Origin of the sequence: Paenibacillus mendelii (assembly GCF_024498075.1) — a bacterium.
In the GTDB taxonomy this organism is placed as follows: domain Bacteria; phylum Bacillota; class Bacilli; order Paenibacillales; family Paenibacillaceae; genus Paenibacillus_Z; species Paenibacillus_Z mendelii.
In genome coordinates this window covers 653003-673630 of record NZ_JANHOF010000001.1, presented here as the reverse complement: position 1 = coordinate 673630, position 20628 = coordinate 653003, and the positions used below count along the sequence as shown (strand labels likewise).

Annotated in this window: 19 protein-coding genes; 18 read left to right on the top strand and 1 reads right to left on the bottom strand. The window is 51.0% G+C overall.

Annotated features, from left to right (window positions below; translation table 11 throughout):
• The first annotated feature begins 40 nt into the window (after window positions 1–40).
• The 7 genes from NNL21_RS02875 (at window position 41) to abc-f (ending at window position 8569) form a co-directional block, all read left to right on the top strand.
• The gene (locus NNL21_RS02875) at window positions 41–1333 is read left to right on the top strand and encodes an aspartate aminotransferase family protein (protein WP_256555025.1); all 1293 of its coding nucleotides are present in this window, start codon (window positions 41–43) and stop codon (window positions 1331–1333) included.
• 40 nt (window positions 1334–1373) lie between these two features.
• Window positions 1374–2363: a 2-hydroxyacid dehydrogenase gene (locus NNL21_RS02870; RefSeq protein WP_204815938.1), complete on the top strand. Its 990-nt coding sequence runs from the start codon at window positions 1374–1376 to the stop codon at window positions 2361–2363.
• 46 nt (window positions 2364–2409) lie between these two features.
• A complete protein-coding gene (locus NNL21_RS02865) occupies window positions 2410–3309 on the top strand; it encodes a dihydrodipicolinate synthase family protein (protein ID WP_204815937.1) in 900 nt (299 codons plus the stop codon).
• A 57-nt stretch (window positions 3310–3366) separates the two neighbouring features.
• Window positions 3367–4281 (top strand): aldo/keto reductase, encoded by a 915-nt coding sequence (locus tag NNL21_RS02860; RefSeq protein WP_204815936.1) that lies wholly within the window; start codon window positions 3367–3369, stop codon window positions 4279–4281.
• Window positions 4282–4588: 307 nt separating this feature from the next.
• Window positions 4589–5650, top strand: a complete 1062-nt coding sequence (locus tag NNL21_RS02855; RefSeq protein ID WP_204815935.1) for a LacI family DNA-binding transcriptional regulator — start codon at window positions 4589–4591, stop codon at window positions 5648–5650.
• Between the two features lie 225 nt (window positions 5651–5875).
• Window positions 5876–6334, top strand: a complete 459-nt coding sequence (locus tag NNL21_RS02850; protein ID WP_204815934.1) for a hypothetical protein — start codon at window positions 5876–5878, stop codon at window positions 6332–6334.
• Window positions 6335–6817: 483 nt separating this feature from the next.
• Window positions 6818–8569, top strand: coding sequence for a ribosomal protection-like ABC-F family protein (gene abc-f / locus NNL21_RS02845; RefSeq protein ID WP_204815933.1), 1752 nt, complete (start codon window positions 6818–6820; stop codon window positions 8567–8569).
• 97 nt (window positions 8570–8666) lie between these two features.
• Here abc-f and NNL21_RS02840 read toward each other — a convergent pair whose 3' ends face one another.
• Window positions 8667–9413, bottom strand: a complete 747-nt coding sequence (locus NNL21_RS02840) for a DUF1836 domain-containing protein (protein WP_204815932.1) — start codon at window positions 9411–9413, stop codon at window positions 8667–8669.
• Window positions 9414–9659: 246 nt separating this feature from the next.
• Between NNL21_RS02840 and NNL21_RS02835 the strand changes: the two genes are divergently transcribed.
• The 11 genes from NNL21_RS02835 to NNL21_RS02785 all read left to right on the top strand — a co-directional run bounded on the left by NNL21_RS02835 (window position 9660) and on the right by NNL21_RS02785 (window position 20570).
• The gene (locus NNL21_RS02835) at window positions 9660–10946 is read left to right on the top strand and encodes a hemolysin family protein (RefSeq protein WP_204815931.1); all 1287 of its coding nucleotides are present in this window, start codon (window positions 9660–9662) and stop codon (window positions 10944–10946) included.
• Window positions 10947–10996: 50 nt separating this feature from the next.
• Window positions 10997–11191: a hypothetical protein gene (locus NNL21_RS02830; RefSeq protein WP_204815930.1), complete on the top strand. Its 195-nt coding sequence runs from the start codon at window positions 10997–10999 to the stop codon at window positions 11189–11191.
• 137 nt (window positions 11192–11328) lie between these two features.
• Window positions 11329–12432, top strand: a complete 1104-nt coding sequence (locus tag NNL21_RS02825; protein WP_204815929.1) for a hypothetical protein — start codon at window positions 11329–11331, stop codon at window positions 12430–12432.
• Window positions 12433–12477: 45 nt separating this feature from the next.
• Window positions 12478–13422 (top strand): VanW family protein, encoded by a 945-nt coding sequence (locus NNL21_RS02820; protein ID WP_204815928.1) that lies wholly within the window; start codon window positions 12478–12480, stop codon window positions 13420–13422.
• Between the two features lie 203 nt (window positions 13423–13625).
• Complete coding sequence (locus NNL21_RS02815) at window positions 13626–14690, top strand: BMP family lipoprotein (protein WP_204815927.1); 1065 nt, start codon at window positions 13626–13628, stop codon at window positions 14688–14690.
• A gap of 106 nt (window positions 14691–14796) precedes the next feature.
• Window positions 14797–16305, top strand: a complete 1509-nt coding sequence (locus NNL21_RS02810; RefSeq protein WP_204816741.1) for an ABC transporter ATP-binding protein — start codon at window positions 14797–14799, stop codon at window positions 16303–16305.
• The gene (locus NNL21_RS02805; protein ID WP_204815926.1) at window positions 16292–17362 is read left to right on the top strand and encodes an ABC transporter permease; all 1071 of its coding nucleotides are present in this window, start codon (window positions 16292–16294) and stop codon (window positions 17360–17362) included. The genes NNL21_RS02810 and NNL21_RS02805 overlap by 14 nt, the downstream gene beginning before the upstream one ends.
• On the top strand, window positions 17346–18263 hold the full coding sequence (locus NNL21_RS02800; protein ID WP_204815925.1) for an ABC transporter permease: 918 nt from the start codon (window positions 17346–17348) through the stop codon (window positions 18261–18263). Before NNL21_RS02805 ends, NNL21_RS02800 begins: the two co-directional genes overlap by 17 nt.
• A gap of 20 nt (window positions 18264–18283) precedes the next feature.
• Entirely contained in the window at window positions 18284–18955 is a 672-nt protein-coding gene (locus NNL21_RS02795) for a sulfite oxidase-like oxidoreductase (protein ID WP_204815924.1), read from the top strand.
• 1 nt (window position 18956) lies between these two features.
• Window positions 18957–19706 (top strand): nucleoside phosphorylase, encoded by a 750-nt coding sequence (locus tag NNL21_RS02790; protein ID WP_204815923.1) that lies wholly within the window; start codon window positions 18957–18959, stop codon window positions 19704–19706.
• Between the two features lie 222 nt (window positions 19707–19928).
• Window positions 19929–20570: a TVP38/TMEM64 family protein gene (locus NNL21_RS02785; RefSeq protein WP_256555088.1), complete on the top strand. Its 642-nt coding sequence runs from the start codon at window positions 19929–19931 to the stop codon at window positions 20568–20570.
• Window positions 20571–20628: the final 58 nt, after the last annotated feature.

Genomic DNA, 20628 nt, shown 5'->3' with positions numbered 1-20628 from the left:
GTCCGACAGGATAGCGACAACACCATTGGAGGTAACATTTGTGAAACATGCTGAAGATCTCATGGCCCGATCCATGCGGGTAGCGCCGGGGGGCGTTCATTCGAACACAAGACGCATCACTCCCCAGCTGATGCCCAAGTCCGGTAAGGGCGCAAGAGTAACGACGCAGGATAACAAGGAATATATCGACTTTCATGCTTCATTTGGTCCGATCATTCTGGGCCATGCGTATTCGAAGGTTACGAATTTCATAACGGAGGCGCTGCAGGAACAGGATTTGTTCGGCTTCGGCGCAACCGAATACGAGATCAGATGCTGCGAAAAAATCGTCGAGCATGTACCTTCGGCAGAAAAGGTGCTGCTGACCAACAGCGGAACGGAATCGACGTTTCACGCTATCCGGGTATCCAGAGCGATCACGGGTAGAAAGAAAATCATCAAATTCCAAGGCTGCTATCATGGCTGGCATGATTACGTAGCGCGGAACATGCTCAGTGCCAAGGAGCTCATCGGCAAGCGTGATCCAGGCTCGGCAGGCATGCTCGATGAAGCGGTGGATAGCACCCTCGTATGCCGGTATAACGATCTGGACGATGTGGAGCAAACAATCAAGCAGAACAAGGATGAGGTTGCCGCCATTATCGTGGAGCCTATTCCGCACAATATCGGCTGCGTGCTGCCGCAGAGCGGTTTCCTCGAAGGACTTCGAGAATTGACGAAGCAGCACGGGATTGTTCTGATCTTTGACGAAGTGATTACCGGTTTTCGCCACGGACTCGGCGGTTATCAGCAGGCTTGCGGCGTGACGCCGGATTTGACGACGCTTGGCAAAGCCATCGCGAATGGGTATCCCATTGCTGCGGTATGCGGCAAAGCGGAGATTATGGATTATTTCACGACGAATCCTAGTGGAAATGCGCTGTTTGCCGGAACATACAACGGGCATGCCGTTGGTACGGCGGCGATCTTGGCGACTTTGGACATTCTGGAAACAGAGCCTGTGTACGATCATATCTACAAGTTGGGCGCAACGATGAGATCCGGTATTCAGGACATTGCGGACCGCAACGGATTGCCGGTAACCGTCAAAGGATTTGGTTCCGTATTCGTGCCTTATTTCACCAGAGACACAATAGAAAATTACGAAGATCTGATGAAAGTCGATGTGGAGTCGGATTTGAAATTTAGACGGGGCATGATTGAGCAGGGCGTGCTGATGATCCCGCTTCCGATGAAACGGAACCATACGATGTACGCCCTGTCGCAATCCGATGTGGATTATACCCTTGAGGCGGCGGAGAAAGTTATGAAAGCGATGGGACGAGAAGCTTGATTAAACCAGGATTCCCTACTTAGATCGGAGGCGAGAGCTTTTGAATAGTAAACCGAAAGTGCTCGTATCACGACAATTCGTTGGCGACACGATGCGCCAATTAAGAGAGCTGTACGATGTGCGTGAATGGAAAGAACCCGGTCCCATGCCACTTGAGCTGCTTCAAGAATGGATCGCTGATTGCGATGGATATTACGGCTCCGGCGATCCGCTGAGTGAGAAGGTAATAGAGCATGCGCCACGCTTGAAAGTGGTCAGCCACGTAGCGGTAGGCACAGATAATATAGATATCGCGGCATGCACGGCAAGAGGCATTGCCGTATGCAATACGCCCGGCGTTCTGACGGATGCGACGGCCGACATGACCATTGCCCTGCTGCTTGACTATACACGGAGAATGCCGGAGCAAATTCAATTCGTGCGTTCCGGCCAGTGGAAGATGAATACGCCGACGCAGCTGCTCGGCACGGATATACGAGGCAAGACGCTTGGCATTATCGGATTGGGTGAAATCGGCGAAGCGGCAGCGCGAAGAGCAGCCGCCTTCGGAATGAAGGTGATCTACCATAACCGCAAGCCTAAGCCGGGCCTCTCTCCGGAGCTGGCGGAATACACGTCATTGAACCAGCTCCTGCAGACAGCCGATTTCGTTTCCCTGCATGCCCCTCTTACGGCGGAAACCCATCATCTGATCAACGCAGAACGGCTATCGTTCATGAAACCGTCGGCCGTACTTATCAATATGGCCCGTGGAGCCGTGGTAGACACCGATGCCTTATACCATGCTTTAGCAGAGGGCATCATTGCCGGTGCTGCGATGGACGTAACGGATCCGGAGCCGATTCCGCAAGATCATCCATTGCTTGGGCTTCCCAATGTGATCATCACACCACATGCCGGCAGTGCGACATTCGAGACGCGCAATGCGATGGCGCTCCTAGCGCTCGATAATATGAATCTCGTTCTTCAAGGGCTGCCGCCCAAGCATTGCGTTAATCCAGATGCATGGGTTAGCGAAGTGAAAAGATAGTCCGATAGACATTATGCGATGAAGGTTGTGGAGGAACGTTATGCAGATGGATAAACTCAAAGGAATATTCGCTCCAATCGTTACACCGTGCGATGAATCGGAGAAGATGAATGATCAACAGTTTGCCGACAATATCAAGCGTTTATTCGATGCCGGACTTCACGGATTGTATGTATGCGGAGGAACAGGAGATGCCTTCAAGCTCACGGCAGAGGAACGGAAGCATGCTTGCTCCATCGCAGTCGAGCTGGCCAAGGCTTATGGCAAAGAGAGCATTGTTCACGTCGGCTCGCCGTCGCTGCGAACAGCAAAGGAGCTGTCGGCACATGCGGCTGCGGCTGGGGCCACAGCGATATCGGCTATTCCGCCGGTTGGCCTGTCCGGCGCGCTTCTACAAGACTATTACAAGCATTTGGCCGATACGGCAGGCATTCCGGTCATTATCTACCATATACCGGCTATGACATATTATACCCCGGCCTTCGAGGAGTTTCTGGACCTCTTATCGATCGAGGGAGTAGCCGGCCTGAAGATGACGGACTGGAACTTGTTCCTGCTTCGCAGGCTGATCATAGAACGGCCGGATGCGATTATCTATAACGGATATGACGAGCTGTTAGCCGCAGGACTGCAGTACGGGGCGCACGGAAGCATCGGAACATGGTGCAACTTATTTCCGGATATGTACGTAAAGGTCTATGCACTTGTACGTTCGGGACGAATTAGCGAGGCTATGAGCATTCAGCATGCTTTCATGGACTTTCTGGCGCTTGCTTGGAAGCATGGAGTAATAGCCGTGTTCGAAGCCATCATGAAGGATAAGAATTTCGCTCAGCAAAGCTTCAGAGCGCCGTTTGCACGGCTTTCATCCGATGAAGCTGCCGCTATATTGCCTGATATTTATACACGAATGGATGCAGTCAATCGTCTTGTTGCGGCTGTTTAGTAGTCGGACCGGTGCTTGTGACGGCAGGATATCTGCCGCAAGGAAAGGATGATAGGAATGAATATGCGTAAGGTGCCGGGTACCGGTCTGTCGGTTTCGGAAATTTGCCTCGGAACGATGACATTCGGAACACCTGTGGAAGAGAAGGAGGCCATCCGGCTCATCCATTATGCGCTCGAAAAAGGCATCAATCACATTGACACCGCCAATATGTATGAGGGGTACTCGAGAGTTGCCGGAAGCGGCGGTGGAGTTGCAGAGGAAATCATCGGCAAAGCGCTGGCCGGCCGACGGTCAGATGCGATTGTCGCTACGAAAGTAGGGATGAAGGTTGGCCTGGCAGCCGAGGATGAATTTACGAGTCCTGCGGCAATCCGCAAGCAGTTGGACATCAGTTTGTCGAGGCTTGCGACGGATTATATCGACATCTACTATTTACACAAGCCGGATCCGGCCACCCCTCTGGAGGAAATCGTAACCGAGATTCATCATGCGATTCGAGCAGGCAAGATCCGACATTATGCCGTAAGTAATTACGATGCGGCAGCGCTTGAGAAGCTGCTCCATGCTGCCGATGCCTGTGGAGCGCCAAGGCCTGTTATGTGCCAGCCGCCAATGAGCCTTCTGAAGCAGGATGCACTGCAGGATCTCCTTCCGTTATGCAGCAAGGAAGACATCGCGGTCGCACCCTATCAGATTTTGCAAGGAGGGCTGCTCTCAGGCAAGTATAAGCGGGGAATGCCGCTTCCGGCAGGATCGCGCAAGGAGGAGAAGCCGGACTGGTTGTGGCAGCTCGACGATGCCCTCTTCACCAAACTCGAGGCGATCGAGGCTAACGCTTCCCTTAAAGGTCTTACAATGACGCAATTCGCCATACGCTGGATCTTGGAGCAGCCAGCAGTCGTCTCGGCTATCGTCGGCGTGAAGAACGAGAGGCAGATTGATGAAGCTGTCTTGGCATGTGAGCGATAATTCGCATAGAACTTGGATCTTAGCCATACAAGAGACTAGCCGTCCGTTAGGCTTGTTCCGCATCAATTTGTATATCTTGGAAAAATAGGATGTGCAGTCATACAGGGAGAAGTGTATAATAAACGTGACTAACATGTGATGTAAGCCTTCCGACGGATGTTTAACATAACGCTTCATGATTGCAAACATCAGTTTAGGATTGGAACACTTGGATGGGTCCAAGTCGAAGAAAGAGGTGGACACCTATTGTTCCCGGCATTAGCGAGTATCAACGTAAACTAGGCCATGCCGGGCTACCGGGTCATTGATGAAAAAAAAGCCAACTTCGCGAGATGTCGCCAAAAAGGCCGGAGTATCCCAAACGACGGTGTCGCTCATCCTAAATAACAGGACCGATATGACTTTTCCGGAGACGACGCGCCGTAAAGTACGAGAAGCCGCAAGAGAGCTCAATTATGTTCCTAACCAATTCGCAAGGGGCTTAAAGACCAATCAATCACGTCTGATTGGTTTGCTGCTGCCGACGATCTCCAACCCTTATTACCAGACGTTGGCTCAGCATATCGAAGAGTTTGCGGCAAGCAAAGGCTATAATATTTTACTATGTAACACTTCCCGTCTGGCAGACAGAGAAGAGTCCTATATATCGCTGCTTAAGAGCAAATCGGCAGACGGCGTTATCTATACGTTCGCACCGCTTCTGCCGGACAAGGTACGTCAGGTTATACCGGCAGATCGTATGGTTATCTTTGGCGAGAACGAGCAGAATTTAGGATTCAGGACCATATCGCTCGACAGTTACAAAGCAGGCGAAATCGTGGCCAAGTATCTGATTGAACTAGGTCACAAACGGATTGGGTTTGTAACCTCGCCGCTCTCCGGCTTCTCGCTTTCACGCAAATCGCGATTGGACGGCGTTATCGCAGCTATGAAGGCTGCTGGCCTCGAGAGCGGTCTGGTCGTTAAGGAAGGCAAGGATGAGAAAGAAATCAATGACAGCTCTTTTGAGATCGATATCGGCTTCTCCTTAACCGAAGAACTGCTGCGCGAGCATAGCGTGACGGCGATAATCGGTGTTAATGACATGGTGGCATTCGGAGCGCTTAGCCACATTCTGCGAACGGACCTGCGTGTTCCGGAGGATATATCGGTCTGTGGATTTGATAACATCTATCTCTCCCGTATCCTGAAGCCGCATATCACGACGGTGGACCATTATATAGCCGACAAGGCACGATCTGCCGTTGAGATGATTATTGCATCGGTAGAGGCTGAGGACGACCCGAGCGACCGGCAGATGGACACGCATGATAATATGAACGGTCCTATGCTTATTAAGCGCGAATCTACGGGACCGGCTCCAAATTAATTCAATGAACAGAAAAAGTGTGCCCACAACCGGGGCACACTTTTTTGTTATATCGATTTCCATACTTGCTCAAATACTACAAAGCTTCGGTATTTGTCATGAGAGTCAGCCAAGCCTCATTCGTTAAAAGTTTCTCATAAACCCCCAAAACCGGATCATACCTTCGAATCCTTGTAAAGATGCGCTGCATCCTATTTCACATGCAATCTTGAAAGGAGACCTTGAATGAACACCGAACCATCCACGACCAGTGTGCGAAACTTCACGCTATCCAGCGAGATTTTCATGCATGCCAATTTAGACATCTATGCTCAAATGATCTATATCGTACTTAGTTCTTATATGTCGGAATCCAATAAACCGAGCTTAGCCGAACTATCGCAGAAAGGCCGGATGACTACAAAGCAGGCCATGAATGCGATGCAGCGGCTCGTCGAAAACAAGCTGATTCCGCATAAGTTCTATCGCCAAATGATCGATGAATTCCAGGATGACCGTTTATCTTGGGCGGCTAAAGGGCTGTTGACCTACTGCAAGGAGAATCCGGTGTCCAGCATAGAAGAGCTGCTTGTCCTGTGCGACCAGACGGACGAAGATGAACAAAGCATCCGTAAAGCGCTGGCTGAGCTCCAAGCCGCGGGTTACTTGGAAGACTTGCCGGAATTGCGCAGAATCGCGATTTAAGATTTGTTTGCATAGAAGCAGACCTAAATTCGATCCCGTTTCTTTACTTTAGAGTTGTATATATCCTGCTCCATGTTATAATGAGTGTATATTTGTCAAGGGAGGTATCCAATTAGACGCGATGTGGTCCTAACTTTCTAGTCAATCATGAATTCAATATGAATGACTTTGAAGAGGCTCTGCCCGTAAGCGGAGCGGAATAGGATACGTACGTCTAAAGGGAAATACTCCTTTACCTGAGTCTGTTGTGGGCACAAGGTTTTATTTTCGCACACAATTGCTGGGTTAGCTCCATCTCTGTGCCTTACTTAGGTATTGAAGAGGGGCTCAGTACGTTCATCATTCCGCATATCCGACGCCGCCGGCAGAAGCCGAGCGGTGTTTTTTTGTATTCGAATTCGGATTCGGCTTAGGTACGTTGATGTCGTTCAAGCAGAGTTAGCACAATGGCGGCGTACAAATGAACCCCTAAGAGGTGATCCTATGACATTATTTAATTGTCGCAATGTAACAAAAAGCTTTGGCGATTTGACCGTTCTTCGGAATGTTAATCTTGATATCGCCCAAGGAGAACGAATCGGACTGGTTGGTATGAATGGGGCCGGCAAAACGACGCTGGCTAATATTATCTTCGGCAGCCTGCAGCCGGATGGGGGCTCTGTCTCCCGACATGACCGAGGATTGAAAATCGGGTATTTGCTGCAATCTACGTCCTATACCGTTCACACATTCTCTTCCATGGCGGATGACTATATTGATGAAGGTGACGGTGAAGCTTTCCTGGAGCTGGCCAGCCATCTCGGATTGAAGAAGGTGCAGGATTGGGATGCAGGACGTTACGGCGGCTTAAGCGGCGGCGAGAAGACGAAGCTGGCCATTGCCCATATATGGGCATCCAAGCCGGACATTCTTATTCTCGATGAACCGACGAACCATCTCGATCTCCAAGGCGTCGAATGGCTAATCCACGAGCTGAGAACGTTCGGAGCCACTGTGCTGACGATCTCCCATGACCGATACTTTCTGGATCAGACGGTGGAACGCATTATTGAGCTTGAAGATGGCGAAGCCCATGCCTATGCAGGCAATTACACGTTCTATCGTGAGGAGAAGGCACGCAGATATGAGAGCCAGCTCCATCAATATATCGAACAACAGAAAATAGAGCAGAAGATCGAATCGGAAATCGAGCGGCTTAAGAAATGGTCGTCGAAGTCGCATCGCGAAGCAGGCAAAGTAGGGAAGATGGCCGAGATGCGAGGCGTGAAAGAGTTTTATCGAACCAAGGCGAAGAAGATGGATCAGCAGATAAAGTCTAGAATTAAACGGCTGGAAAAAATTGAAGTCGAGGGCGTTCAGAAGCCTAAAGAAGAAGCCAAGGTTCAATTTGAGGTAGACAGCCCCGATAAGCGCGGGCGGCGGATCGTCGAAGCTAAGCGGGCATCCAAGGCTTATGGGGATCGGAATTTATTCCGCGACAGCTCCTTCGCGATTCAACGCGGAGACCGGATCGGACTTCTGGGACCGAATGGCTGCGGCAAAACGACGCTTATTCGGATTATCACCGGCAAGGAAGTTGTCGATGAGGGAGAGTTATGGCTGAGCCCAACGGCCAAAGTAGGCTATTTAACACAGGATGTCACCGATCTTAATCCGGAACGGACGGTGCTGAAGCTCATTGAAGAGGAGCATCACATTCGCAGCGAGGCCAGCAAGGCCCGTACGCTTCTTGCTAATATGGGATTTGATGAATCGATGCTGAGGAAGCCCATCAACCAGTTGAGCTTAGGTGAGCGGACGCGGGTGAAGCTGGCTCAATTGATCCTCAGAGATATTGATGTTCTCATTCTGGATGAGCCAACCAATCACCTCGATTTGGCAAGCCGGGAGCAGCTAGAGGAGGCGCTTGATTCGTATCAAGGCACGCTAATTGTCGTGTCGCATGACAGTTATTTTCTCCAGCGAATCTGTCAGAAGCTGCTCGTATTTCAGGACGGCACGATTCGTAAATTCGAGAGCGGCTTTAATGAATATATGGATAAGGCCAAACAAACGAAGACAGCTCCGAGGAACAACAGCAAGGAGGTCGAAGAACAGAAGATGATTGTGGAGAACCGGATCTTGTCGGTGCTCGGAGAGCTTAGCAAGTATTCGATGAGCGACCCCCAGTATGATGCGCTCGATAAGGAATTCAAAGAGCTGATGGTCGAAAAGAAACAGCTCTCTCAGCGGTAATGTTTACTTGATAATAGAGGCACGTTGGGACGGACCTCTACTGCTTCATGACAAAGGCCGCTTACCGAGTTGAAATTCGGTAAGCGGCCTTCTTGCTTCATAAATTGTTGAGAAATACCATGCCGTTCACATAACGGCGTGCCAGGGAATGGAAGCTCGCTGTATGGACGGCGATAACCGAGACATGCAGAGCGTTCTTCAATGCATCCTGCTGGCTGGCAGTCAGATTGCCCCGATCCATCACACACTCCTTAGACAGCTCATCGATCATCTGATCCCACTTGGCAATGAAATCCGTCCTCTCGCCGGTGAAATTGCGATAACGCTCATCTAGAATCTCATAAAGATCCGAGTATGCGGCGTAGAACGCCATAGGCGTGATGGACAGCTTCTGATCGGTCGCAGTCGGTCCGAATACGATATCCATAAGCTTCCGAATGGAATCATAATCGAGCGTAGACCGCAAATCCTCGACGATGAAGAATAAGGCGACTTGCTGAAGCGAGTATTTCTTGCCTTCAGCGGGTTGGCCGATAAAATCTTTGAAATCGCGTTTGACCCAGTTCTGGATCGAAGTCACGCTGAATTGGGTATACTCGATCTGTGTGCCTAGTGAAACAATATCGCTTAAGGAAAATGCCGGCTTAATTTGAGCCTTAATCATACGCTCGAAAATCGGCGGCAATGAGGTCGCAACGAAAGCGGACATCGAATTACCCTGATCTAAGGCTTGTTGATGATTGGCACGCCATATTTCCTGGATGATGGCAAGGGGTGGACGATCCGATTGTCCGTTCAGTGCAAAGAGGAGTGCCGCCATATCTTTACGTCTTAATGTTAACATTTCCAAATTTCTCACCTCAATTGCTGAACAGTTCTTATGAACTTATCATAAAGTGCCCGTGCAAGGATGTCAAAAGGAAATAATCCATAAAAAGAAGGTATTGTTGGTCAGTTTTGGGCAAATCAGAACGAAAATCACCATTTTTAAACGCAAATCGCATTTGAGAATTGTCTGATGGTTTATTAGAATAGTTCATATGAACTTATAGCAAGAACAACTCAAAAATCGAGTAGAGGGAAGGTCTAAATGGTATTAAATTTGTTTTTGGTCGCTGTCCTTATTCTGTTAACCGCATTCTTTGTAGCAACTGAATTCGCCATCATCAAGCTGCGCCCGAGCCGGGTCGATCAGATGGTAGCGGAAGGACTGAAGAACGCACAGGCTGTCAAGAAGGTCACGTCCAACCTGGATGCCTATTTATCGGCGTGTCAGCTTGGTATTACGATCACAGCGCTTGGATTAGGCTGGCTGGGAGAGCCGACGGTGGAGAAGATGCTGCATCCATTGTTCGAACGCTTCGCGATCAGTGAAAGCTTGAGCAGCATTCTGTCTTTCGGTATTGCATTCGTCGTCATGACCTTCCTGCATGTTGTACTCGGTGAATTGGCGCCGAAAACAGTGGCGATCCAACGGGCAGAGTCAATTTCGGTATTTACTGCGCCGATCATTATTTTCTTTCATAAGATCATGTACCCTTTTATATGGACGTTGAACGGTTCGGCTAACGCCTTTGTCCGCATTCTGGGCATGAAGCCTGCAAGCGAGCATGGGGAAGCCCACTCGGAGGAAGAAATTCGCATCATCCTGTCCGAGAGCTATGAGAGCGGTAAGATCAATAAAACCGAGTTAAGCTACGTCAACCGGATCTTCGCCTTCGACGAGCTGCTCGCCAGAGAAATTATGGTTCCGCGAACGGATATGGTCTGTTTGTATGCCAATCATTCCCTTGAAGAAAATATGTGCACGATTAAGAAAGAACAATATACGCGCTTCCCGGTGGCAATGGGCAATAAGGACAATATTATCGGAATCGTGAACACCAAGAAATTTTTCTTGAACTATGACAATAACCCTGATTTTAACTTTAAAGAATTACTTCAGCCCGTTATGACCGTACCCGAAGGGATGCCTATTAAGTCCCTTCTCAAGAAGATGCAGCAGGAACAGGTTCAGCTTGCCCTGCTGCTCGACGAATATGGCGGTACATCCGGATTGATTACGATCGAGGATATATTAGAAGAAATTGTCGGAGAAATTCGCGATGAATTCGACATCGATGAGAAGCTCGAGATCGAGCCCATGGGGATGAATAACTATGTCGTTCTTGGCAACGCGTTAATCGATGACGTGAACCGTACCATCGGCGCTGATCTGGATCATGAAGAGGTGGACTCCATAGGCGGATGGCTGTACAGCCATCAACCGGAGCTAGAGAAGGGCATTCCTTGGAAACATGAGCAGCTGACCTTCACGATTCTCGAGAAAGACAGGCATCGGATCCGCAAAATAGAAATCGTTAAAGAAGAAACGTAAAAATCATCAACTTAAGCACTCTCGCGCATAGAATATCGCAGGGTGATCAGATGAAAAAGCTGTTTGAATACATGTATCTCAATTTGTGGCTTCTGCTGATCTGGGTGACCTTAGTGACCCATCACGGTGTCCTGCAGCCAGCGGTGGGCAGCGTAGTTGCGTACTTCGCGATCGTAGGACTCATCAAGATGCCATCCATAAAGAGATATATGCTGGATGAAAACGGGCAAGAGGATTCCACGTAAGCAAGAGGTCAAGGAGGCATCAGCTGCTTCCCTGGCCTCTTCGTCATTCCCGGCACAGGATGGAAATGAACAGAAAATGATTCCATGCATGGACGCTGCCCTTTTTTGACATCATTATAGTCAGGAGGGGGTGCAGGATGCACGGTAGGTTTATGAAAATGGGATTGTTCTTGATTGTACTGACGATATGGAGCAGCGGCAAAGCGAATGCCTCGCCGTCACCTTCTGCCCAGGAGGCACGGCTGATCGTGAAAGCTTCTCCAGACGCTGCTTATGAGTCCAGCTTGCCGCTTGATGTCGCCTCCTGGGATAAGGCTGTGAGGAAGGGTGCAGCGCGAGAGGCACACGAATACCCCAATTCGGATACATATGTAACGATTCAACAGACCATGTACGTTGTCGACGCGTCTTACGACCTGTATGATCCTGCACGATCGGTATCGATCCGGCTGGAGGATTCGAAGCGCCAACGGCTGAGAGGCTATGTGCAATTTCTGAGGGGGAATCATTATGGCCTGCGGCTGTCTTGGCCTGAAGCCAAAACGTTCTTGCCGTTAAAGTCTGTCTTCACGATTATGGATGTACAGACGGGCTTAAGGTTTCAAGGGCAAAGAAGGGCGGGAAGCACGCACGCTGACGTTCAACCGTTGACCAAGAAGGACACCGACATCATGAAACGGATGTATGATGGCAAATGGAGCTGGAGAAGAAAAGCGATTCTGGTCATTAAGGACGGACAAGCCGTTGCCGCGTCGATGCACGGTATGCCGCACGGTGGAGACGGAATACCCGATAATGGCTTTAGCGGTCACTTCTGCATTCATTTTCCCGGCAGTATCACGCATGGATCGGGACAGGTTGACCATGACCACCAAATCATGGTGCACAAGGCTGCCGGCAGTCTGGAGCACTATTTGACCCAGTCGTCTCCAAGCGGTATCGTCGAGCTCTTCTTTACTTCCATTAATCAGAAGGATCCGGAAATGATGACGGCGATCTTCCCGCATCGTGCGCATGAACAGCTGGTCGATGTGAAGAAAGAAGTATCAAATATAACCGCAATACGCAGAATAACGGAGCATGAGATGGAAGAGCCAGACGATATGCTGGTTCATGAAACAGCGGTACGGGCGACCGTCTACCGGTCTGGATTACGGAAGGAAGACTGTACGATCGTATTCCAACTGCGGCGCAGCGCGGTATGGCAGCCTTGGAAGGTGGAGAGCGTGGTCTTCCGATAATACAATGCTCCAATAACTAAACCAAAATTCGAGGTGTGCCTCTTCATGAAATGGCTGCTGCTAGCCGTAGCGATAGGATTGTTCCCACAAAGCGATGTTGGAATCGTTGACCAATTATCGATCGTTCACAAGGGGCAATCGGCTGGGACGCTCAATCGGGTAGATTATGAAATTCCAGGATCTTCCTTGATTGATCTGGATAAATTCGATTCTTTCGTGAGCCAGCTCGATAAAAACATACATCAAGCGCCCCGCAATGCCTTTATTGGCGATCACGGGGGAATCGTTCCCGAGCAGGTCGGTTATAAGCTGAACAGGCGTACATTCACGGACCGGTTCTATGCCTTCTATTACGGCAAGGGTTCCTCCTTCATCGATGCGCCGTTAACGGTGCTGTATCCGCGGATCGACAGCGAGCTGCTTGCGAATATCAGGGTAAAGCCGATCGGGCAATATGTGACGTACTATAATTCCCGCAATACGAACAGATCCCATAACATCTCGCTTGCAGCAAAGGCGATCAATAATCTTGTCGTGTTCCCGGGTGAGCGGTTCTCCTTTAATCAGAGTGTCGGTGAACGGACGCAAGGAAGGGGCTATCTGCAGGCCCCGGTTATTGTCAGAGGGGAGCTGTCGGAGGGAATTGGGGGGGGAATCTGCCAGGTCTCCTCAACGCTGTACAATGCGACAGACCGTGCCGGCCTTAAGGTTATACAGCGCTATTCCCACAGCAGGAATGTTCCGTATGTGCTGCCTGGCCGCGATGCTACCGTAAGCTGGGACGGCCCGGATTATGTCTTTCAGAATCAGTATAATCAACCGGTTCTGATTCGCGCTTCCGCGGGCGGGGGAAAGATGTTTGTGGCGATCTACTCCTCCGACGTGATCGAATACAAGCCGCGGGAAGTGCCGGGAATGTCCAATCAGCTGCCAGAGGAAGTATCGATTGAAGCGAATCAGAATCGAGCGGCGGAGCATGATGACGAATAAAACAGGTGGGGGGCGGCTGGGAACGGCCAGCCCCTTCCGGCAGGATTTGTTTTGTAAGCGAATTTATAGGAAAAAAGCGCTAGTTATGCGGGCTAGCGCAAATAAATCGATTATTCGACATTTTCAACATATCATTGACAAGGGCTCTATTTCCTACTAAATTTATAATTATTGTCACCTAAAAATAGAGGAGTGGAGAGAACGTGAAAAAGTGGACAACCCTAGCTCTTGCATTAGTGCTTGTGGTTACACTTATTGCCGGTTGCGGAGCAAAAAACAATAACGAAACCGGGAATAAAGGTACAACGAATAATTCAGGAGCTGCTGAGGGGAACAACGGAACGGAGCAGCCTAAGAAACGCATTGCATTGGTTACACCGGAGAAAATCGGCGTCAACCAATTCTTTACGCAGATGGTTGAAGGGCTTGACAAGGCAGGAGCCGAATTCAATGTTGAGACTAAAGTCATTGAGTCCAATGACCCTTCTCAAGTCGAACAGAATCTTCGCGCAGCTGTGGCGGAGAAATACGATCTGATTATTACAGCGGCATATACGGCTGCAGACGCACTTGTAAAAGTAGCAAACGAAAACCCGGATCAAGCTTTCGCGATCATCGATACAGTCGTTGACGCGAAGAACGTACGAAGCATCGAATTCCGCGAGTACGAGGCAGCTTATCTGCTTGGTGCGGCAGCGGGACTTTCCACGAAGACCGGAACTGTCGGAGCCATTGTTGCCATGGACGCTCCAATTCTGAAGAAATATACGTCTGGTTATGATGAAGGTTTGAAGTCGGTTAAGCCGGATGCGAAGCTTCTGGTCAATTATGTCGGCAGCTTCACGGATCCTGCCAAAGCGAAAGAGCTTGCGCTGGTGCAATTCTCCAAAGGCGCTGACTTTATTGCTGGCATGGCAGCCGTTGGCGATTCCGGCGTATTCGAAGCCGCGAAAGAAAAGGGCTTCTACACAGCTGGACAAGATACGGACCGCACGGGTGAAGATCCGGAGCATGTTGTTCTGTCCCAGTTGAAAGAAACCGACACCGTTACGTATGAAACGGTGAAAGACTTTGCCGGAGACAAGTTCACTTACGGATCGGTCAGCTATGGTCTGAAGGAGAACGGCGTGGGCGTTACATTCGTTACTGCAGAATCCAAATCGGCTTTGAGCCCGTTCATCGGTCAAGAGAATGTGGACAAGCTGAAGAAAATTCGCGATGATATCGTGGCAGGTACGATTGTCGTTACGAATCCACTGGCTCCCTAATAGCTAAAGCGCAATAGCGAATCGAACCGGTTGCCGACAAGCAGCCGGTTTCTCGCATTACAGCCCTGATATGAGGATGAATGAGAAGAGAGGAGTGCTGCTTGTCATGCTGCTGCAAATGAAAGGGATTACGAAGCGCTATGGCAGCCTGACCGCGAATGATGCGATTAACTTCACGTTGGCGGAGGGGGAAGTTCATGCGCTGATCGGAGAGAACGGGGCCGGCAAATCGACGCTGATGCGAATACTTTACGGCGAGGAGCAGCCGACAGAGGGGCATGTTTTTATTGCCGGTCAAGAGCATGCGTTCAGTTCACCTTCGGATGCGATACGTGCGGGTATTGGGATGGTTCACCAGCATTTCATGCTCTTCCCTTCCTTCACTGTCGCAGAGAACATTGTGATTGGCCGCGAACCCCGGGCGGGCATGAGCTTCGACAGGAAAGCGGCGGCTGAACAAGTCAAGGCATTGTCCGAGAAGTATGGTATGCCGGTTGACCCATGGGAGAAAGTGGCGGATTGTCCGGTCGGGATTCAACAGCGCATCGAAATCTTGAAGGTATTGAACCAAGGTGCCAAGATCATTATTATGGATGAGCCGAGCGGCGCATTGACACCGCTTGAAGTCGAATGGCTGTTGAAGGCGATCAAACGGTTGGCTAAGCAAGGTATTAGCTTCATTCTGATCAGCCATAAGCTGCATGAGGTTATGGATTCCTCGGACCGGATCACCGTGCTTCGGGATGGACGGGTGACGGGTACGGTAACGGCTGAAGAGACAGATGCGGTTAAGCTGTCCCAGCTGATGGTCGGCCGGGAGCTGGTCCTGACCGAGAAGAAGCGGCTGGAACCGGGTAAGAATATATTGGAGGTCCGCGATGTCACGCTATCCGGCAGTAAAGGCGGCAAGCCTGTTCTTGACCGGATTGGCTTCACAGTCCGAGCCGGTGAAATCGTGGGCATCGCGGGGGTATCAGGCAACGGACAGTCCGAGCTGCTGCAAGTAATCTCCGGCCTTCGAAATACGGACACAGGTCAGGTTCTGCTAGACGGGCAGGATGTTACCGGCAAGACGCCGGGAACATTCCGGGATGCCGGACTGGCCCATATCCCCGAAGACCGGTACATGTGGGGTTCAGCTAAGGAAGAGACGGTTACCGATAACGCCATTATGGGCCATCTTCGTTCGTTCAGCCGTAACGGACTGCTCCGCAAAGGACAGATCAAGGAAACGGTCGCACAATGGATTGATGCCTACAAGGTGAAGACCGGCTCTCTTGACACGAGAGGCAAGCATCTATCAGGCGGGAATATGCAGAAGCTGATTGTCGCCCGGGAGATGGCGCACGGTACGCCGTTCGTCATTGCGGCTGAACCGACGCGCGGCGTCGATATTGGAGCGATGGAAACCATTCACGATGCGCTGCTGAAGCGCCGGGAAGAGAACGGGGCCATTCTGCTCGTTTCTTCCGAGTTAACGGAGATATTGAAACTGTCCGATCGCATTCTCGTCCTCTTCGAGGGTCGGATCGCCGGCGAGCTCAGCGCGGAAGAAGCGACCGAAGAACGGATCAGTATATTGATGGCAGGAGGAACAGGCGTTGAAACGAATTAATTGGACGGCATCGGCCCAAGCGCTGTTGAACCCCCTAATAGCCGTACTGCTCGGTCTGTTGGTAGGGGCGATCGCGATCTGGGCGGTAGGCGGATCCGTCATCACCACCTATGTCGAGATGTGGAATGGCGCGTTTGGCAGCTTCTATTTCACAACTAGCACTCTCACAAGAGCAACGCCCATCATATTGGCTGCGCTAGGCGTGTCGCTTGCGTTTCGGGCCGGATTCTTCAACCTGGGTGCCGAGGGTCAAATGATCTTCGGGGCGCTCGCAGCGGCAATCGCTGCCTTGTATGTGCCGGGGCCGGGTATTGTGAAGATTATTAGCGCCATGATCGCGGGCATGCTGGCAGGCGGTTTATGGTCGGCTTTAGCGGGCTGGCTCGATACGCGGTTCCGCATGAATTTGCTCATTACGACATTGCTGCTCAATTATATTGCTGTGTTATTCGCGGGATACATGGTGTCCTTTCCGTTAAAGGAGAAGGCGGGTTCAGGCGGTGCGCAGACGGCCATGATCGATAATAGCGCCTGGCTGCCTAAATTGTTCTCGGGCATGACGCTCCATGCCGGATTTATCATCGCGGCACTGGCGACGATCCTGCTGGCGCTCTTCTTCCGCTATACAACAAAGGGCTATGAAATTCGCATGCTCGGGAGCAATCCGCTGTTCGCAGCATTCGGCGGCGTTCGCCGCGGCAAGCTCATGCTCCTCAGCATGATGTTAAGCGGTGCGCTGGCTGGTCTAGCGGGTACATTCGAGGTGCTGGGTACACAGTATCGTTACATCGATAACATGTTATCAGCGCCTGGCTACGCCTGGTCTGCCATTATGGCGACGCTGCTGGCCAGCTCCAATCCGATCGGTGCCGCCTTTGCTGCTGTTCTGCTGGCAGCGCTGCAAACAGGTGGAATGGGTGTGGAACGGAACACGGAGGTGCCCCTTGAAATATCAAGTGTTATTCAAGCGAGCTTGATCCTGTTCGTATCCGCGCGGATTACTATATCCCTTATCAAACGCAAGAAAGCGAGGGCTGTCGATGGAAGCCATTCTTGATTGGTCCCTGCTTAGCTCGATGTTCCGTGTAGTTGCACCGCTGCTGCTTGCCGCGCTTGGCGGAGCGCTCTGTGCAAGAGTCGGTATATTCAATGTCGCGTTGGAGGGCATGATGCTGACCGGCGCCTTCTCGGCGATTCTTGGCAACTACTGGTTTGGCAACGTGTGGCTGGCGCTCTTATTCGCCTGCTTGTGCGTAGCCGCAGTATCCCTCTTATTCGGATATTTAAGTATTCATCTTCAGGCGAACGCGATCGTCGTCGGCGTCGCGATTAATTTTCTGGCGACCGGGCTAACCGCCTTCTGTCTATTCGCCGTATTCAACGTCAAAGGCCAATTCTACGACAAATCGATGACCGGCCTGCCGAAGTGGAACATTCCGTTGATTCAGGACATTCCGGTTGTCGGCCAGATCATCTCCGGCCATACGCCGCTCGTCTATGCGGCCTTCCTGCTGGTAGGGGTACTGCAATATGTGCTCTTTAAAACGGTGCTCGGCTTCCGCTTGAATGCAGTAGGGGAGAATCCGGCAGCAGCCAAGAGCCTTGGGCTCCGTGTCCGCCGTTATCAATATGGTGCGGTCATCGCCAGCGGCGTGTTATGCGGGCTTGCAGGCGCGCAATTGTCGCTCGGCCAGGTTACGCTGTTCGCCGAGAATATGACGGCAGGTCGAGGGTTTATTGCACTCGTCGCGACCATGCTTGGACAAAGCAACCCGCTCGGGGTTATGGGCTCCAGCATGCTGTTCGGCTTAATGGATGCGCTGAGCAACAGGCTGCAGGGCTTCTCCGTGCCGACTCATTTCACGATGATGCTGCCTTATGTCATGACGATTATCGTGATGTTGTTCTTCAAGGACAAATCGTATTTGCGCCAATCCGGCCGAATTGCGGGGAAATAAGGAACAGGAGGTGACATGCCATGCATAATAAAGCAGACAAGCTCAAGAAAACGAAAGCTCCTCAAGTGAAGGTAGATGAGCAGCTTCAGGATCGCGTTCCGCCCGGTCAGATGGTGACGGACCGCTTCCCCATTCTTCATGAAGGGGAAGTGCCTGTCTACGATCTGAGCCAGTGGCGCCTTCGCATATTCGGCGAGGTGGAGACCGAGAGAACCTTCACGCTGGATGAGCTTCTGGCGCTGCCGCGAACTCGCGTGAACTGCGATATTCATTGCGTGACGCGGTGGTCCAAGCTTGACACGACATGGGAGGGCATCTTGTTTCGCGATTTTCTCCAGCTGCTCGATGTTAAGCCTGACGCGAGATATGTGATGCTCCACGCCGATCAAGATTATGATACGAACATACCGCTGGAAGACCTGCTTCATGATGATGTCCTGCTCGCCTTTCGCTATGACGACAAGCCGCTGACGGACAAGCACGGTTATCCGCTGCGTATGGTTGTGCCGCATCTGTACTTCTGGAAGAGTGCCAAGTGGCTGCAGGGCATCGAATTTATGAAGGAGGACCGGCCTGGTTTCTGGGAACGCAACGGTTTTCATAACTATGCAGATCCATTCAAGGAACAGCGGTTCTCCGGTGAGAACCTACCGATACCGGAAGATGAATGGACGAAGAAGGAGTTTGATTAAGATGGCGCTTCTGCCAATATTACGAGTCAATCCGGAAGATATGCCGGAGCTTGCCATTGTATGTGGCGATCCGTTCCGTGCCGAGATGATTTCCCGTCAGCTGGAGCAGGTGAAGGAACTTGCTTATTCCCGTGAATACCGCACGTTTACCGGTGAATATAAAGGTGTTCCCATGGCCGTCGTTAGCCATGGTGTTGGTTCGCCTGGAGCAGCGGTCTGTTTCGAAGAGATGGTCAAGGCAGGGGTCAAGACGATCATCCGTGTTGGAACAGCCGGCTCGCTGTCGGATCAATACAAGATGGGCAGCTTGATTATTAGCACGGCCGCCGTAAGGGAAGAGGGGCTCACACGTCAACTGGTGCCAATCGCGTTCCCCGCAATTGCGGACAGCCAAGTTACGGATGCCTTGTATGAAGCCGCATTAGAAGCGGATGCTCCAGGCGCGGTAGGCAAAGGCATCACACTGACCATGGATGCGTTCTTCAGCGGCGTAGTCGAGCTGCCGCATGCGGTGTACCGCAAGGCTGGCGTGCTTGCAGTCGAGATGGAAATTGCCGCTCTGTATGTCGTTGCCTTGCTGCGCGGCATCCGGGCAGGTGCAATCCTCGCCTTGGATGGTGATTCGACAGCCGTGGATGAAGGCTACGATCCGCATCGCAACATTGTTTCCGAAGCGGTGGATGCGGAGATACGTGCGGCATTGAATGCGCTCGTCAAGCTGGCAGGCCAGTCTCAGACACCCGCTCAATGACAGGATAGATATGGTTTGGACAGAAGGCTCTCTACGCCGCGGCAGCTGCTGCAGTGTAGAGAGCCTTTTTTATAACAATACCAACTCATGATCGTGATTCCTCGTATTGCCTTAATGAAGCGGCTCCCAGGGGTATAGAAATGATGAAATGATATAATGGACGCTGAATCATCACGTTTGCGATTATTTTCTCATAAGGAGTCGGTCTTGCACTTGCGCAGTATGAAATGGTTGACGGCTGCACTTCATGTCATTATTATCTTCGTCGTCCTTTGGAATCGTGAAATGATTATGGAATGGATGGAAGTGCGGGACTCCGCAAATCTGCTTGTCGTGTTCCTGCTTGTGGTTGTGCTTGCGGCCGTCCCGGGAATTCCGTTCGGTATCGTAGCTGGTATCATTGGCGCCAAATACGGTTTAATGTGGGGGAGCCTGCTTAACGTAGCCGCATCGACAGCCGCCGCGGGGGTTGCTTACTTAACGGTCCGATATCTTTTTCAAACGTGGGGTAGCGCTGTTCTTGCCCGTTCTATGGGTTTAAAACGGTGGAATCAAGCGTGGGTGGAGCATACGTTTCTCTTTATTCTCCTCGCCCGGATGCTACCGATTGTACCGGCTTTTCTCATTAATATCTATGCGGGTGTCATGAGTTTGTCCTTCAAGCCGTTCTTGCTCGCGACCGTGCTTGGGAAAATCCCGGTTATGGTGGTGTTCGCATACATTGGGAATCACATTCAGAACGGGGTAGGAAAATGGATGATTGCAGTGGCTGTCTACGCCATCTTCTTAATCCTCGTCTATAGCTTCTATAAGCCGCTCATGAAACGGAGAAAGAGAACGATTGACAATCAAAATACCATATGATACCATACAACTAAACTGACTAGTCAGTACAATAAAATTCAGATGAAGGAAAGATCCC